Origin of the sequence: Vibrio sp. 10N.239.312.C11 (genome assembly GCF_041466065.1) — a bacterium.
GTDB classification, from domain to species: Bacteria; Pseudomonadota; Gammaproteobacteria; order Enterobacterales; family Vibrionaceae; genus Vibrio; species Vibrio tasmaniensis_A.
In genome coordinates, this window is the sequence record NZ_JBFSRZ010000002.1 from 162,949 (window position 1) to 177,911 (window position 14,963).

17 protein-coding genes are annotated in these 14,963 nt (G+C 44.2%); 3 read left to right on the forward strand and 14 right to left on the reverse strand.

Going from position 1 to position 14,963, the window contains the following annotated elements:
- Window positions 1–185: 185 nt before the first annotated feature.
- Window positions 186–626, reverse strand: a complete 441-nt coding sequence (locus AB6D07_RS01815) for a GNAT family N-acetyltransferase (protein ID WP_009848048.1) — start codon at window positions 624–626, stop codon at window positions 186–188.
- Window positions 627–707: 81 nt separating this feature from the next.
- Window positions 708–1,751 (reverse strand): porphobilinogen synthase, encoded by a 1,044-nt coding sequence (gene hemB, locus AB6D07_RS01820; protein WP_009848049.1) that lies wholly within the window; start codon window positions 1,749–1,751, stop codon window positions 708–710.
- Window positions 1,752–1,959: 208 nt separating this feature from the next.
- Here hemB and AB6D07_RS01825 point away from each other — a divergent pair, with 208 nt between their 5' ends.
- On the forward strand, window positions 1,960–2,721 hold the full coding sequence (locus AB6D07_RS01825) for a TatD family hydrolase (RefSeq protein WP_017102450.1): 762 nt from the start codon (window positions 1,960–1,962) through the stop codon (window positions 2,719–2,721).
- A 309-nt stretch (window positions 2,722–3,030) separates the two neighbouring features.
- Here AB6D07_RS01825 and tatC read toward each other — a convergent pair whose 3' ends face one another.
- The 7 genes from tatC to rmuC all read right to left on the reverse strand — a co-directional run bounded on the left by tatC (window position 3,031) and on the right by rmuC (window position 9,367).
- Window positions 3,031–3,786, reverse strand: coding sequence for a twin-arginine translocase subunit TatC (gene tatC / locus AB6D07_RS01830; protein WP_009848051.1), 756 nt, complete (start codon window positions 3,784–3,786; stop codon window positions 3,031–3,033).
- A 148-nt stretch (window positions 3,787–3,934) separates the two neighbouring features.
- Window positions 3,935–4,342: a Sec-independent protein translocase protein TatB gene (gene tatB, locus AB6D07_RS01835; protein WP_004735566.1), complete on the reverse strand. Its 408-nt coding sequence runs from the start codon at window positions 4,340–4,342 to the stop codon at window positions 3,935–3,937.
- A 3-nt stretch (window positions 4,343–4,345) separates the two neighbouring features.
- On the reverse strand, window positions 4,346–4,600 hold the full coding sequence (gene tatA, locus AB6D07_RS01840) for a Sec-independent protein translocase subunit TatA (protein WP_009848052.1): 255 nt from the start codon (window positions 4,598–4,600) through the stop codon (window positions 4,346–4,348).
- A gap of 54 nt (window positions 4,601–4,654) precedes the next feature.
- Window positions 4,655–6,289, reverse strand: coding sequence for a ubiquinone biosynthesis regulatory protein kinase UbiB (gene ubiB, locus AB6D07_RS01845; protein WP_009848053.1), 1,635 nt, complete (start codon window positions 6,287–6,289; stop codon window positions 4,655–4,657).
- Window positions 6,286–6,891: an SCP2 domain-containing protein gene (locus AB6D07_RS01850; protein ID WP_017099242.1), complete on the reverse strand. Its 606-nt coding sequence runs from the start codon at window positions 6,889–6,891 to the stop codon at window positions 6,286–6,288. The genes ubiB and AB6D07_RS01850 overlap by 4 nt, the downstream gene beginning before the upstream one ends.
- 98 nt (window positions 6,892–6,989) lie before the next feature.
- Entirely contained in the window at window positions 6,990–7,769 is a 780-nt protein-coding gene (gene ubiE / locus AB6D07_RS01855; RefSeq protein ID WP_029222994.1) for a bifunctional demethylmenaquinone methyltransferase/2-methoxy-6-polyprenyl-1,4-benzoquinol methylase UbiE, read from the reverse strand.
- A 65-nt stretch (window positions 7,770–7,834) separates the two neighbouring features.
- Complete coding sequence (gene rmuC, locus AB6D07_RS01860; RefSeq protein WP_017103438.1) at window positions 7,835–9,367, reverse strand: DNA recombination protein RmuC; 1,533 nt, start codon at window positions 9,365–9,367, stop codon at window positions 7,835–7,837.
- A gap of 138 nt (window positions 9,368–9,505) precedes the next feature.
- Here rmuC and AB6D07_RS01865 point away from each other — a divergent pair, with 138 nt between their 5' ends.
- The gene (locus AB6D07_RS01865) at window positions 9,506–10,399 is read left to right on the forward strand and encodes a DMT family transporter (protein WP_017099240.1); all 894 of its coding nucleotides are present in this window, start codon (window positions 9,506–9,508) and stop codon (window positions 10,397–10,399) included.
- 148 nt (window positions 10,400–10,547) lie between these two features.
- Here AB6D07_RS01865 and AB6D07_RS01870 read toward each other — a convergent pair whose 3' ends face one another.
- From AB6D07_RS01870 to ftnA, 5 genes are all read right to left on the reverse strand, one after another.
- Window positions 10,548–10,955 (reverse strand): hypothetical protein, encoded by a 408-nt coding sequence (locus AB6D07_RS01870; protein WP_017103437.1) that lies wholly within the window; start codon window positions 10,953–10,955, stop codon window positions 10,548–10,550.
- A 30-nt stretch (window positions 10,956–10,985) separates the two neighbouring features.
- Complete coding sequence (locus tag AB6D07_RS01875) at window positions 10,986–11,654, reverse strand: nucleoside-diphosphate sugar epimerase (RefSeq protein WP_017103436.1); 669 nt, start codon at window positions 11,652–11,654, stop codon at window positions 10,986–10,988.
- A gap of 308 nt (window positions 11,655–11,962) precedes the next feature.
- Window positions 11,963–13,156 (reverse strand): NAD(P)/FAD-dependent oxidoreductase, encoded by a 1,194-nt coding sequence (locus tag AB6D07_RS01880; RefSeq protein WP_009848059.1) that lies wholly within the window; start codon window positions 13,154–13,156, stop codon window positions 11,963–11,965.
- Window positions 13,157–13,406: 250 nt separating this feature from the next.
- Entirely contained in the window at window positions 13,407–13,730 is a 324-nt protein-coding gene (gene uspB, locus AB6D07_RS01885) for a universal stress protein UspB (RefSeq protein ID WP_009848060.1), read from the reverse strand.
- Window positions 13,731–13,798: 68 nt separating this feature from the next.
- The gene (gene ftnA / locus AB6D07_RS01890) at window positions 13,799–14,326 is read right to left on the reverse strand and encodes a non-heme ferritin (protein WP_004735556.1); all 528 of its coding nucleotides are present in this window, start codon (window positions 14,324–14,326) and stop codon (window positions 13,799–13,801) included.
- 189 nt (window positions 14,327–14,515) lie between these two features.
- On the opposite strand from ftnA, the gene uspA reads away from it, so the two are divergent.
- Complete coding sequence (gene uspA, locus AB6D07_RS01895; protein ID WP_009848061.1) at window positions 14,516–14,950, forward strand: universal stress protein UspA; 435 nt, start codon at window positions 14,516–14,518, stop codon at window positions 14,948–14,950.
- Window positions 14,951–14,963 lie beyond the last annotated feature (13 nt).

A 14,963-nucleotide genomic window follows, 5' to 3' on the forward strand; every position in this document is an offset into this window, starting at 1 on the left:
AAGTTCGCGAGAATTCTGTTGGGTAACCAAGTTGATACTTGAGTACTTAACATCCTTGTGAACATTTCCTCATTCCCTAAGACAGGGTTAATAATAATGATTCTCATTTAATAGTCAACAACTAAATGATAATAAATCTCATTAAATTCATTTTAAATGATTTATCCCCCCGATAAAGCAAATCATTAAGCTGATAATTGCTTCACGAAATGGATTCGATTTTCATTAATCTCTTCTTTTTCTTCCAATTTTTCAATTCGATATCCATTTTTCAATAGTAAACACAGCATCGCAGGAAACTGGTTACGAGATTTTACTTTCAGCTGCTCATAACCCCGCTCTTGTGCCCACTGCTCCTGAACATCTAATTGAGCCTGTGCGACCCCCTTATTTCTTGCAAGCGGTGACACACCACCAAACCAACTATAGAAAGTATTTGAGTTAAGCTCATAACCAATTTTAAAGCCGAGTAACACGTTCGCCTCTTCAGCCACTAAGATCAGGCTCTTTTTCCCTTCAAGCCGAGCTGCCAGTGAAGCGACACTCTCTTTTCTAGCAAATTCAGAGATCTGCTCGACAACAGACACAACCTCTCCCAGTGAACCTTCACGTACTATGACTGACATCTTCTTCCATCCTCATAAGCGAAAGGGCTGACACAATGGCCAACCCTTTTACTGAATATCACTTAAGTTAACGTTAAGTTGTTACTTTTCTTTTAAGTGCTTGGCTGCTTGTGCATTGTCTTCAGCAAGCCACTCTGCAACATCTTTAGCGAAGTAAGTCAGAATGCCATCAGCACCAGCACGCTTAAAGCACAGCAGTGATTCCATAACGGTGTCGCGTTCTTTCAGCCAACCGTTTTGAATTGCTGCTTTGTGCATCGCATACTCACCAGACACTTGATAAGCATACGTTGGTGCTTGAAGTTCATGTTTCACACGACGCACGATGTCTAAGTAAGGCATGCCTGGCTTAACCATCACCATATCCGCACCTTCATTAAGATCCATTGCCACTTCGTGAATCGCTTCATCGCTGTTGGCAGGATCCATCTGGTAGTTCTTCTTATTACCACCTTTCAGGTTCGAAGCACTGCCGACTGCATCACGAAATGGGCCGTAATAACACGATGCGTATTTCGCAGAGTACGCCATAATCTGAGTATGAATATAACCCGCTTCCTCTAACGCTTCGCGGATCTTACCAATACGACCATCCATCATATCCGACGGAGCAACCACATCTGCACCGGCTTCAGCATGCGATAACGCCTGCTGAATCAACACTTCAGTCGTTTCATCATTCATCACGTAACCATCTTCATCGATGATGCCGTCCTGGCCGTGAGTAGTAAATGGGTCCAGTGCAACATCAGTAATCACACCCATATTTGGCACGTGCTCTTTTAATGAACGTACCGCACGCTGCACTAAACCTTCTGAATTATGAGCTTCAGCCGCGCATAAGCTTTTAGCATCTTGGTTCACGACCGGAAACAGAGCAATCGCCGGAACACCCAATTTTGACAGGTAATCCGCTTCTTCAAGCATCAGATCGATCGACAAGCGTTCAACACCCGGCATTGACTCGACAGGCTCGCGGCGGTCTTTACCCATCAGGATAAACATTGGGTAGATGAGGTCATCCACAGACAATTGATTTTCTGCCATTAGGCGACGGCTAAAGTCGTGTTTACGCATACGGCGCATACGGCGACCTGGGAATTGACCTTGAATTGAAACAGACACTAGATTCTCCTTGCCTAGTCTAAGCACCGAAATGCTTAGATATGAAAAGTGCTAAATACAGGCAAAAGCATATCACTGATGGCTCAGGACGCTAGCAGTAAAATATAAAACCCACTCAAAAACAGGGATAAATGGCAAAAAATGACCTTCTCCTCACACTGCCGTATACTCATGACAACTCAGTAAAGACTGCTTTCAGGACAAAATAATGATCGACACCCATGCTCATATTTACGCGAGCGAATTCGATGAAGACCGTGAACAAGTCGTGCAACGCGCACTGGCTCAAGGTATTGATACCATTCTATTGCCGAACATCGATTTAGAATCTATCGAGCCCATGTTAGCGACGGAAGCTCAGTTTCCTGATGTGTGTCGTTCAATGATGGGCTTACACCCTTGTTATGTGGATGCGAATATCGAGCAAACCCTCAAAACCATTCGAGCTTGGTTTGATAAACATGACTTTATCGCCGTGGGTGAGATTGGTATCGACTTGTACTGGGATAAAACCTTCAAGGCTGAACAAGAGATGGCTTTCGTGACTCAACTGCAGTGGGCAAAAGATCTAGACCTACCTGTCGTGATCCACACGCGTGATTCCATTGAAGAGACACTTGCCCTGCTTCGCCAAGAACAAGATGGCAGCTTACGTGGCGTATTCCACTGCTTTGGCAGCAGCTTAGAGGAAGCCCAGGCAATCAACGAGCTAGGCTTTCACTTAGGTTTAGGCGGTGTATCGACCTTTAAGAACTCAGGACTGGACAAAGTGATTCCACATCTTGATATGAATTACGTCATTCTAGAGACAGATTGCCCATACTTGGCACCAACACCGAATCGCGGTAAACGTAATGAGCCAGCCTACACGGAATTGGTAGCAAAACGCATCGCTGAATTGCGCGGGATTAGCCTTGAAGAAGTCGATACCACTACTTCAAAAAATGCTAGCGCTCTATTTAATATATAAGACCTTATTCCACATAACACTTTAGAGTTACTCATTGAAATGCATAGGTGTATGGTTTAATATTGATAATTATAATAGATCAAAATTAAATCGAGCTGATTATGTGTGAACACACTATTCACTTACAACGTCAACATCGGACCCTATGGCATAAAATTTTGGGCATCAAAGAGCTCTATATATGTCAGAACTGTGGCTATCAGTTAAAGGTTCGATAAAATCGACATAATAAAAAAGCGGCCTCGGGCCGCTTTTTTATTGTGTGATTTTTGCTGAAGGGCTCTAGCAAATTATGTTCTTACAGCAGAATCAAGACTCAGCTTCTTCCTCTTCATCCGCATCTGGCTTACGCACATAGAAACGCGCGAAGAACAGACCAATCTCAAACAGAATACACATTGGAATCGCCAACAGTGTCTGCGAGATCATATCGGGAGGTGTCAGCATCATACCGACGATAAAAGCACCGACAACAATGTACGGACGCTTTTCAGACAGAGCCTTAGGCGTTGTCGCCCCCGTCCAACATAACAAGATAATCGCTACTGGTACTTCAAAGGCAATACCAAAAGCAAAGAACAGCGCGAGTACAAAATCGAGATAACTTGATATGTCTGTTGCGAACTCTACCTGCCCTAAGGAAATAGCCGTGAAGAAACTAAATACCAATGGGAATACTACGAAGTAAGCAAACGCCACACCACAGTAAAACAGCAAAGAACTTGAAGCCAATAGCGGCATGATCAAGCGTTTTTCATGCTTGTACAAACCCGGAGCAACAAAGGCCCACACCTGATACAAAATAAACGGCACCGCGACAAAAATAGACGCGATTAAGGTTAGTTTTAGCGGTGTAAAAAATGGCGATGCAACATCCGTTGCGATCATCGTCGCCCCTTCAGGCAGACGATCTACCAAAGGTGCTGATACGAATTCATAAATATCATTAGCAAAATAAATTAGCCCGACAAATATCACTAGAACGGCGACAATCGCGCGTAGTAGGCGATTACGTAATTCTAGAAGATGGCTAATTAAAGGCTGTGTCTGCTCAGTCGAAGACATGTCAAACCTCTTAAACAGGAAGATCGAAAAGGAGCCGCGCACCTATCTATCCAGTTGAATTGGTATCCACTTGAATAGTTATCTACTTGAATAGCTATCGACTTAAACATCTAGCGACTCAAGCATCTGGCGACTCCTCCTTGCGAGACTATTCGGCTTTCTTATCTGACGGTGCTGAAGCTTCGCTGTTGACCTGAATGGTTTCAGATTCCACAGTTTCCGTGACACTAGGTTCAGTCTCACTTGGCTTATCAGACTCAGGCTTAGCGTACGGACGTTGAACTTGAGCAGCGGCCTGCTTGAGTTCATCGACTGACGCTTTTAGGTCTGGAGATAAATCTTCCATACCCATTTTTTCCGCCTTGCGTAGGTTTTCTTGCAGCTCTTGCACCTTAAGCTCGTGAGAAAGTTCATCTTTCACACTGTTTGCCATGCTTTTCGCTTGTCCAACAAACTTGGAAATACTACGAATCGCCACGGGCAAACGCTCAGGTCCTAAAACCACTAACCCAACGACAGATATTAATACCAGTTCCCAAAAACCGATATCAAACACGATTTACGCCTGCTCTTTGTCTTTCTTTGTTTCAGCAGTTGTTTCAGCGCTAGCTTCTGTCTTCTGCTGTTCAATATTCTTTGGTTCGAAGTCTGCGTCTTTCTTATCTGCAGGCTTATCTTCATCGCTCATTGCTTTTTTGAAGCCTTTCACCGCTGAACCTAAGTCACCACCCATGCCGCGCAGTTTCTTTGTTCCGAAAAGTAAAATTACAATTACAGCAATGATTAGAAGTTGCCAAATACTGATACCACCCATTGTCATTGTCCTCGGGTCTGTCTACACATAAAAAATATTAAGAGAGTCTACTGTCTAACGACGGTAAGCTCGCCAACTAAGCAACCAAAATGTGACACCTGCGATGCCACAGCCCATAGATAGCTGCTCATAAGGGCTTGAAACTAATATTGCGGAGCATACGACTAAAGTGGCTCCAACGCCAAACAAAAACTTTCCAGTTGCTTGCTGACGCTTACTATCTCGGTAACCTTGATAAAGCTGATCCATTCTGTGGTTCATCGCTTTACCTTGGCGCAAGCTGTCATAAAGCAGCTCTGGCAGCTCTGGCAGTTTTTCTGCCCAGAATGGCGCGCGCTCTTTTACTGCATTGATCACAGCTTGCGGCCCCACCTGATTCATCATCCAGGTTTCAAGGAAAGGCTTGGCGGTTGCCCACAAATCAAGTTGCGGATACAACTGACGACCTAGCCCTTCCACATACAACAAGGTCTTCTGTAGAAGTACCAACTGAGGCTGAACCTCCATGTTGAAACGTCTTGCTGTATTAAATAAGTTTAGCAACACATGGCCAAATGAGATCTCACCAAGTGGTTTTGCAAAAATTGGCTCACACACCATACGGATCGCGAACTCAAAATCATTGACGTTGGTGTCGTGTGGCACCCAACCCGAATCAACGTGCAGCTCGGCGACTTTACGATAATCTCGATTAAAGAAAGCCAACAGGTTCTCTGCTAAATAGCGCTTATCTTCACTGTTGAGCGTGCCGACAATGCCACAATCCAAACCAATCCACTGAGGGTTATCTGGATTCTCTGGGTTAACGAATACGTTGCCCGGGTGCATGTCTGCGTGGAAAAAGCTATCTCGGAATACTTGGGTGAAGAATACCGTCACACCGCGTTCAGCCAGCAATTTCATGTTAGTGCCGTTGGCGTTTAGCGTTTCAATATCGGATACTTGAATACCGTAGATACGCTCTGAAACCATCAGGGTTTCACTGCTTAGATCAGGGATAACCTCTGGAACATACAGCTCTTCACTGCCTTCAAAATTACGTCGTAGTTGAATGGCATTGGCCGCCTCGCGGCGCAGGTCTAGTTCATCAAGTAACGTTTTTTCGTACTCGTGAACGACTTCAACCGGTTTCAAACGACGTGCTTCAGGAAGCGACTTAGCGACTATACGCGCCATTCGGTGCATCAGTTTTAGATCTGCGTCAATCACCGGGCGAATATCAGGGCGAATAACCTTCAGAACAATCTCGCGACCACTCTCTTTGAGCTTTGCGGTATGCACCTGAGCGATAGAAGCAGAAGCCAATGGCTCGATATCAAAGTCGGTAAACCAGTTATCTAGGCTACCACCGAGCGCTTTTTCCATATCTCGTTTAGCCAATTGACCATCAAATGGCGCCACTTGGTCTTGCAATAGTGCTAGCTGATCAGCGATATGAGGAGGAAATAGGTCGCGACGCGTTGACATCATCTGACCAAACTTAATCCAAACAGGCCCTAATTCTTGCAACGCTAAACGCAAGCGATGACCCAATTCTTTATCTTGATGTTTGTTCTTGAGCCAAAACAGTGACTTTCTCGCCAGCAAAGGAGCCTTGGTCAACTGGTGCTCAGGCATCAACTCATCAAGGCCGTATTCCAACTGTACCTTGATAATATGATAAAGACGTTTCAGTTCTGTTGGGGTCATGCTTTCTCCAACAGAGCGTTCAGTTTAGCTTCAAGACGTGCAGCTGAGCTTTTCACGTCGTCAACCTGATCGCAAAAATGTGCCACTTCTAATGGCGCTGGTGCAATCTTCCACTCTTCAGTTAATACCTGAGCGAGATGGTTTTGATGCTTAGTCGCTTGCTTAGCCACAAGGCCACCAACATTCTTAACGCCTTGTACCAAGGTATGGGCAACCACATCTCCAGTCACGCGCGATAGCCACTCTTCCAAGTCAGGCTTGCAGTCTGTCATTAGCTGAGCAAATTTCTGAGCCAGTTGAATATCACCCTCTAAAATCAGCTTATCTTGCTTGATCAGTTTGGTGATGTTCGATTGCTCACGCAGTTCTGGCAGTACCGATAGGTTCAAAGATAGGTAGCAATCAGGTTGTCCTTCGTAGTCAGACAACACATCGATTTGTTGGCTAAAAACGAAAGTGAGAGTTTTATTCAGCTCTTTCAAATTAACTTGAATGATCTGCCCCTTTAAACGAGACAAACGACGAACCAAAGCTGGATCATCGTTCACGAAAGTATTTAAAGAGGTTTCAATAACCGCGGTGACCAATGGATCAAATGGCATGACTGTCCTTACCTTTGAAAACGGATAAGCGTTAACCTATCCGTTGTATCTTTATTCTTATTTTTTAGCACACTCAACGAGCCTGCTACCAAGTTCGACTAGAACTTGTAACCACGGTGCAGCGCAACAATGCCGCCCGTTAGGTTGAAGTATTTAGTATTTTCAAAACCCGCTTCTTGCATCATGCCTTCCAAGGTTTCTTGGTTAGGGTGCATACGGATTGATTCTGCAAGGTAACGATAGCTGTCTGCATCGTTAGCAATCAGCTCACCCATTTTTGGCAATAGGTGGAAAGAGTATGCATCGTAAACCTTTGATAGTGGCTCAAGCACTGGCTTAGAAAACTCAAGAACCAACAGACGACCGCCCGGCTTAAGTACGCGGTACATTGAACGCAGCGCTTGGTCTTTATCGGTTACGTTACGCAGACAGAAGCTGATGGTAATGCAATCGAAGTAGTTGTCTGGGAATGGCAGCTCTTCAGCATTAGCTTGAACGTAATGTACATTGCCGACAATACCGCTATCACGCAGTTTATCGCGGCCAACATTCAGCATTGAGTTGTTGATATCAGCAAGAACCACGTGGCCTTTTTCACCAACAATGCGCGAGAATTTCGCAGTAAGGTCACCAGTACCACCACCAAGATCGAGGATACGTTGACCCGGGCGAACGCCACTGCAATCAATCGTGAATCGCTTCCACAAGCGGTGAACACCACCCGACATTAAGTCATTCATGATGTCGTATTTAGCGGCTACAGAGTGAAATACCTCTGCTACTTTCGCGACTTTTTGGTCTTTCGCGACTGTTTCGAAACCAAAGTGTGTGGTTTCTGACTCTACTGCTGAATTTGTCTGCACGCTTGTGTCCATAATGCTGTTATCTACCATGGTAAGTTCTCATCGACAGTACACTCTCTCTTTAGAGGCGCTGCGGCCGATTAGTTTACTTTATCCTCAGCGGGTTGTCTTTCTACTAAGGAGGCATTTTCTGAAAAAGCCTCATTTTGAGCGATTTCCGCCAAGCCAACCGAGATAGGTTTCTTCACCTCGACACCCAATTGCTTAAAGCTTTCGGCCTGACGAATCACATTACCACGACCAGTCACCAGCTTATTCATGGCACCTTGGTAGCTTTGGTTGGCTCTGTCTAATGAGCTACCAAGACCTTCCATATCATCCACAAACAAGCGCAGCTTGTCGTAAAGTTTGCTCGCGCGCTCTGCAATGATTTGTGCATTCTGGTTCTGTCTTTCGTTGCGCCACAGGTTATCAATGGTGCGCAGTGCCACCAGCAAGGTCGTAGGGCTGACCAAGATAATGTTTTGTTCCATCGCGTCTTTGACCAAGCTAGGATCAGCCTGAATAGCCACCTGAAACGCAGGTTCTACCGGAATAAACATCAACACATAATCAAGGCTCTGAATGCCTTTAAGTTGGTGATAATCTTTTTGACTTAAGCCCTTAATATGCGCGCGCAATGAAGCCAAGTGATCACGTAATGCAGCATCACGTTGTTGATCAGTTTCAGCATTGAAGTAACGCTCAAACGCCACCAAAGCCATTTTTGAATCCACCACCACTTGCTTGTCTTGTGGCAGATGCACAATCACATCTGGCTGGTAACGCTTGCCGGCATCGTTTTGTAGGTTCACTTGCGTTTGGTATTCGTGGCCTTCTCGTAAGCCAGAATCCGCCAACACACGAGCCAGCACCACTTCGCCCCAGTTACCTTGTTGTTTATTATCACCCTTTAGCGCTTGAGTCAGGTTAACCGCTTCACGCGTCATGCTCTCATTGAGGCGTTGTAGGTTTTTAAGCTCATGAACTAAGGTGTGACGTTCTTTGGCTTCTTGACTGAAGCTATCATTAACCTGCTTCTTAAAGCCCTCTAACTGCTCTCTCAGCGGTGATAACAAACCCTCTAAGCTTTGCTTGTTTTGTTGATCGACCTTGGCTGTTTTGCTCTCAAACAGTTGATTCGCTAACAGTTCGAACTGCTGTTTCAATCGGGACTCTGCCTGCTCTAACAATTGCAGTTTTTCACTGTTGGCGAGATTTTCTTGGTCGTGCCTAGCTTCTTGCTCACGAAGCTCAGCCTCCAACTCAGACTTATGCTCCTTAAGAACATTAATATCATCGGCATACTGCTGGCGCTCTTGCTTCACGGCTTCAAAATAGCGCAGCTTCTCCATAGCAGCCATCACCTTGCCATGTGCCTGCTTAAGTTCAAATGCCGCTTTGTCTCGATCATCATCCAACTCATTGAGCTCTTGTTGTGCCTCTGCGAGTGAAGATTTAAGCTGAGATTGTTGTGACTCATGCAGCAAACGGTCGGACTCTAGTTGCTGTTCAAGAAGTCGCTGCTGAAAAGAGAACTTCTGTTTGATCCACCAGCCCACCACTCCGCCGCTGACGAGCGCGCCGGAAATAGCAGCAATAAGCGTTGCCTGATGTTCGATAATCCATTGCATGATAATGATTTAGCCTAATTGGAGATAACTCATTAAATGGTATTTTGATACTGGATAAATGTCCAGTTTGCCGTATTAAAATTCGACAGATAGACTAGGCGCTCCGTATTCTGTCCCATCAAATTAGAATGAGTTGCTATGAACGAACGTCGTGCCTTGGGCTTTGGCCTTGCTGCGGTATTACTGTGGTCAACAGTCGCTACTGCTTTTAAGCTGACCCTTGCTGAGTTTTCACCGATTCAAATGCTGACCATCGCCAGCATTGTGTCGTCGATTGCGCTGATCGCAGTCTGCGCGTTTCAAGGCAAGCTTTCTCAGCTGAGTACCACGTTTCTTTCAAACCCTTGGTATTACTTACTGCTCGGTTTGGTTAACCCACTGGCCTATTACCTGATTCTATTCAAAGCCTACGACCTGCTGCCTGCATCTCAAGCTCAAGCCATTAACTACAGCTGGGCTATCACGCTAACCTTAATGGCTGCGGTGTTTCTGGGACAAAAGATTCGTAAACAAGATTGGATTGCGTGTACCTTCAGCTATGCGGGTGTGGTAGTCATTGCAACCAAAGGTGATGTATTAGGCATGCAGTTCGATAGCCCACTCGGTGTGGCACTGGCGCTGCTTTCAACCTTGCTTTGGGCGGGCTACTGGATTCTCAATACCAAAAACAAGGCTGACCCTGTGGTGGGTGTACTGCTTGGGTTCTTAGTGGCATTGCCCTTCGCGATCGGTTTAACCATTTACGAAGGCGAGAGTTTTAGCCAAATCACAGCGAAAGGTTGGATGGCTGTGACTTATGTTGGCCTGTTCGAGATGGGCATTACCTTTGTCTTGTGGCTATCAGCACTCAAGCTAACCAACAATACGGCACGTATCAGCAACCTAATTTTTGCCTCACCGTTTATTTCGCTAATGCTACTTTCAACCATCATTGGCGAAGAGATTCACCCAGCGACACTGTTTGGCTTACTGCTAATCATTGCTGGTTTGGTGATTCAACAGATCAAGTTTTCAAAGAAAAACCCTACGTAAATAAGAGCTAAAAGACTCGATTGAGCACGAAAAGCTATCGATATAGTCTAATTTTCTCAATTAGATGTTAGATACAAAAATGGCGAGTCATATGACTCGCCATTTTTCTGTAAGATAACATTAAGTTGTAAGTCTGAATGTTCGATATTCAACCGTTGTTTTTCATTTCAAATTTGGACTTAAATATCATGAAAAACAAGATCATAAATATAAAATCATTTACGCCATAAATTGTGTAAAACACGCCAGCCATCGTATCCGCTTCATATACTGGTGATAGCGTATTATTGGAAAGCCAATTCACCCAAACAACCACATAAACCAACTTTTCAATAAAGAAAGCACCAGCAAGATATTTGATGTTCGCATTGATTGTTGCAGCCCCAAGGTACGCAAAACCCCAAACGACGATCATAATCAATCCAAAGTTCGACATTACAACGGGATCGGCTTCGTTAATGGCACTATTCGTAAAAAAGCGTGAAAACAGTAAAACAGCACCAACATTCATCGCTCCTGCTGCCAATAGAATGCTTTTTACTTTTGTCTGATTCATTGCAAACCCCTCATTTAAATAATTAAAACATCAATCACTTATAATCTTTATCATTTGTGACGAAGTCATTCTTTCTACTGACTGAAAATGTTCTAAATGAATAAGCTTAGCCAGTGCCATCGCCACTGTGCTTGCCTGAATAGGAGCATAATTCGCCCACTTCCCTTTCATGACTGGTTTAACTAGCTTACTCACTAACTGTAGTAGTCTTTCATCATTTCGAACTTCCGAACGCTCGCCAGCTAAAGGCCCGGGTTGAATGAAAATAGTTTCTTGAAACCCCAGCTGCATAACTTCTTTTTCCATCTCCCCTTTACACCGAAGATAATGGGAACGAGACTTCTCATCAGCACCTAAGCAAGACAGAACAAAAATCCGAGAAACACCAATGGCTTTCATTACTTTGGCAGTCTCTACCACTAAGTTAACATCAATATCTCGTAACTTTTCTTTTGAGCCTGCTTTCTTAACTGTTGAGCCAAGTGTAATCACACCAACGGTTGGCGGAATATCAACTTGCTCTTTCTGGATTTGTAAGTCATTACTGATGATCTGAGTTAACTTAGTTTGCTCACATTCCAGACGTCGACGTAGAACACAATAGATGTGCTCCGTTCGACCGTCATTCAATAGCACTTTGAGCACCTCAGAGCCAACAAGGCCGCTGGCTCCTGCCATTATAATTGATTTATTTTTCATTCAATTACCGCCTTTGATTAACCTAAATGATAGCCCAACTATAGAACGCTCCCTGCTAATTTATAATTCAGTTGCGAAAAGTAGGCAGCGGATAAGTGATGATGAACTCTTTACTGACCTGAATCGAAATTGATTGGGCCAAAAGACAGCTTCGATACGATTTGTAAAGACGGGCTTGGATGTACGTAGGTAGCTTCAATTTAGCAAAGTCGCAACTAACTATTTAATACAATGGAATAGATAAAATCAGGTAACCTATAATACTTCATCCCAAGAAAATAATAGCATCCAAACCTAAAGCCTGTGTGCTATACGTTTTGGCCTGCAACCCAACCAGACGACCAAGTCCATTGGAAGTTATAACCCCCTAACCAACCCGTTACGTCCATTACTTCACCGATAAAGTAGAGGCCAGGCACACTCTTACACTCCATGGTTTTCGAAGATAGGTGATCAGTATCCACTCCGCCTAGAGTCACTTCGGCAGTTCGATAACCTTCAGTGCCATTTGGTGCAATTTTCCAGTTCTCTAGGTGCTCAACGATGCCACTAAGCTGCTTTTCATTGAACTGTTTAAGCGGCTTGTCTTCAAGCTCTTTACGATCAATCAGCACTTCCACAAAACGCTTTGGTAGTGCTTTCGCCAAGGTATTTTTCAGGCTCTGATTAGGGTGTTTCTCGCGAGAATTTTCAAGCAACTCGGCAAGGTCTACTTCAGGTACTAGGTTGATAGAAACCGATTGACCCGCTTTCCAGAATGAAGAGATTTGCAGTACCGAAGGACCAGATAAGCCGCGGTGCGTAAACAGCAACGCTTCTTTAAATAAAGTGCCGTCTTGCGCTGTGATCTCAGCAGGAATTGCGATACCAGAAAGCTCAGCGAAAGCTTCTTTATCTTCTTTGTGCAGAGTGAATGGCACTAAACCTGCGGTAGTCGGCATTACAGACAAACCAAACTGCTCTGCAATCTTATAGCCAAATGGCGTTGCGCCTAGCTTAGGCATAGACAAACCGCCTGTCGCTACAACGAGTGAGTCACACTCAACTTCGTCGGTATTGAGGTGCATCTTGAAGCCAGCGTCTGTTTTTTCGATGGAGTGAACATCACAACGGTAGCGTTGTTCGACTTTCGCTTGCTTACACTCGTCAAGCAGCATGCTCACGATGTCTTTTGCTGTGTGGTCATTCACACAGAACAACTGACCGTGATCGCGCTCTTCGAACTCAATGCCGTACTTGCTCACCATCGAGATAAAATCCCAGTTGGTGTATTGAGATAAAGCTGACTTCACGAAGTGAGGGTTGTTACACAGGAAATTGTTGGCTGAAACATCATAGTTAGTAAAGTTACAACGACCGCCACCTGAGATTAAAATTTTTCTGCCCGGTTTCTTTGCATGATCAACCACCAGCACTCGTCGGCCGCGTTTGCCCGCTTCCGCAGCACACATTAAGCCAGCGGCACCCGCACCAATTACGATTACATCAAATTTTTCACTCATGTGGTTCTGCTTTTCTTCACTTGTGCAGCCCGAGTACGCCCTGTTCTCGAAATGCCATCAATAAAAAAGGATGTGCATAAACAGCACATCCTTACTAATTGCTCGCTATTTTAGCGGCAATTTTAAACTTTGCAATTGATGTTCAATTGTACAATTTGCAGACAGCAGCAAGCCACTGTTTGGCTTGGCGAACCAACAACCGAAGCTTTACACCAAAAATCTAAGCTCTACTTCAATCGTACTAAATGACTTAGACGATGAAAGAAGACAGCAAGGTTACACCTAACAGAGCAGAAGAGAGTATGAATAACTGCCTTACACGATCGCACTTCGACGTAAAAACTTCGTCGTGATGGTGGTGATACTCTTTGCTTTTGATGTAACTAAACAGGCGAACCTGTTTGGTCATATTGCCATGGGTTGTGAAGAAACCACCTCCATCTACTTGTTGATATAGTAGAGGGTGTGCTTCTCGCATAATATAAATGAGTGTTCTTAGCGCAGTAAAGTAACGCGCCCAGTTCACACAAGTCACAACCATTAGTGCAAATAGAATAGTGTCGCCGCTGATCATCCTTTCCTCCTTACATCTTCATAAGAAAACTCAAAAGAAAAAGATAATCAGTGTCTTTCTCGTACTACCTATACGGCAGGAGCTTCCATAATTGAAGATGAACCATCTTTTGCCAATTGCGCTAAGTCTTTATCAATAAAGAACAATGCTTTACCGTCTTCACCAACAAGCTCTAGCTTATCCAATACACCTTTAAACAACTTCTCTTCTTCGTGTTGCTCTGCAACGTACCATTGCAGGAAGTTAAAGGTTGAGTAATCTTGTGTGCTGAAAGCAACGTGAGCCAGTTTGTTGATCTTTTGAGTAATCATTTGCTCATGTTCGTAAGTTTCACGGAACACAGCCCCAAGGCTATCAAATTCATGTTTTGGCGCTTCAATCGCACCTAAAATTGGCATTGCACCTGTCTCACTTACGTAAGTAAAAAGACGCTGCATGTGTTCCATTTCTTCGACTGCATGAACACGCAGAAACTCTGCTGCACCTTCAAATCCTTTATCTTCACACCAAGCACTCATTTGTAAGTATAGGTTGGATGAGAAAAATTCTAGATTAATTTGATCGTTCAGTTGCTCTACCATAGTTTTTGATAGCATTTAAGACTCCTAATTACATCTTCAGTTTTCTCTACTATATCACTATTTTATGAATATCTCGCAGGCCATTAGTTAACCAATATTTCGAGCAAACATTACGCAAGACAGTGGATATGAGATCACTTCAGCAAAAAAAGGCATTGCATGGTGCTAGTCTTTAGTTAGGCAATGAATAGAAGAGGTAGCGATATGAGTTACAAACATATTTTGGTCGCAGTCGATTTATCAGATGACAGCAAATTACTTGTGGATAAAGCGGTAGCATTGGCTAAGCCATTGGAAGCCAAAGTCTCTTTTATCCATATCGATATTAATTATGCAGAGCTCTATACCGGCCTTATTGATATCAACATGGCAGAAACCCAGCACAACGCGATGGAAGCATCTCGAGTTCAGCTACAAAATTTTGCAGAACACGCTCAATACCCTATTACCCACACCTTAGTGGGCAGCGGCGACCTGAGTCATGAACTGTGTGACACCATCAATGAATTCAATGTTGATTTAGTGGTTTGTGGGCACCATCAAGACTTCTGGAGCAAATTGCTCTCTTCAACACGACAACTGATCAATGCCTCGCCGGTTGATATGCTGGTCGTGCCTCTAAGAGATTCAGAAGACTAATGAATTAAGGTTA

Bases quoted from the DNA above. Each gene is read 5' to 3' on its own strand.
- AB6D07_RS01880 (WP_009848059.1), bottom strand. From the start codon at position 13,156: ATGAGTGAAAAATTTGATGTAATCGTAATTGGTGCGGGTGCCGCTGGC.
- AB6D07_RS01815 (WP_009848048.1), bottom strand. From the start codon at position 626: ATGTCAGTCATAGTACGTGAAGGTTCACTGGGAGAGGTTGTGTCTGTT.
- AB6D07_RS01825 (WP_017102450.1), top strand. From the start codon at position 1,960: ATGATCGACACCCATGCTCATATTTACGCGAGCGAATTCGATGAAGAC.
- AB6D07_RS01870 (WP_017103437.1), bottom strand. From the start codon at position 10,955: ATGAATCAGACAAAAGTAAAAAGCATTCTATTGGCAGCAGGAGCGATG.
- uspB (WP_009848060.1), bottom strand. From the start codon at position 13,730: ATGATCAGCGGCGACACTATTCTATTTGCACTAATGGTTGTGACTTGT.
- AB6D07_RS01865 (WP_017099240.1), top strand. From the start codon at position 9,506: ATGAACGAACGTCGTGCCTTGGGCTTTGGCCTTGCTGCGGTATTACTG.
- tatC (WP_009848051.1), bottom strand. From the start codon at position 3,786: ATGTCTTCGACTGAGCAGACACAGCCTTTAATTAGCCATCTTCTAGAA.
- ftnA (WP_004735556.1), bottom strand. From the start codon at position 14,326: ATGCTATCAAAAACTATGGTAGAGCAACTGAACGATCAAATTAATCTA.
- tatA (WP_009848052.1), bottom strand. From the start codon at position 4,600: ATGGGTGGTATCAGTATTTGGCAACTTCTAATCATTGCTGTAATTGTA.
- ubiB (WP_009848053.1), bottom strand. From the start codon at position 6,289: ATGACCCCAACAGAACTGAAACGTCTTTATCATATTATCAAGGTACAG.
- AB6D07_RS01875 (WP_017103436.1), bottom strand. From the start codon at position 11,654: ATGAAAAATAAATCAATTATAATGGCAGGAGCCAGCGGCCTTGTTGGC.
- AB6D07_RS01850 (WP_017099242.1), bottom strand. From the start codon at position 6,891: ATGCCATTTGATCCATTGGTCACCGCGGTTATTGAAACCTCTTTAAAT.
- rmuC (WP_017103438.1), bottom strand. From the start codon at position 9,367: ATGCAATGGATTATCGAACATCAGGCAACGCTTATTGCTGCTATTTCC.
- uspA (WP_009848061.1), top strand. From the start codon at position 14,516: ATGAGTTACAAACATATTTTGGTCGCAGTCGATTTATCAGATGACAGC.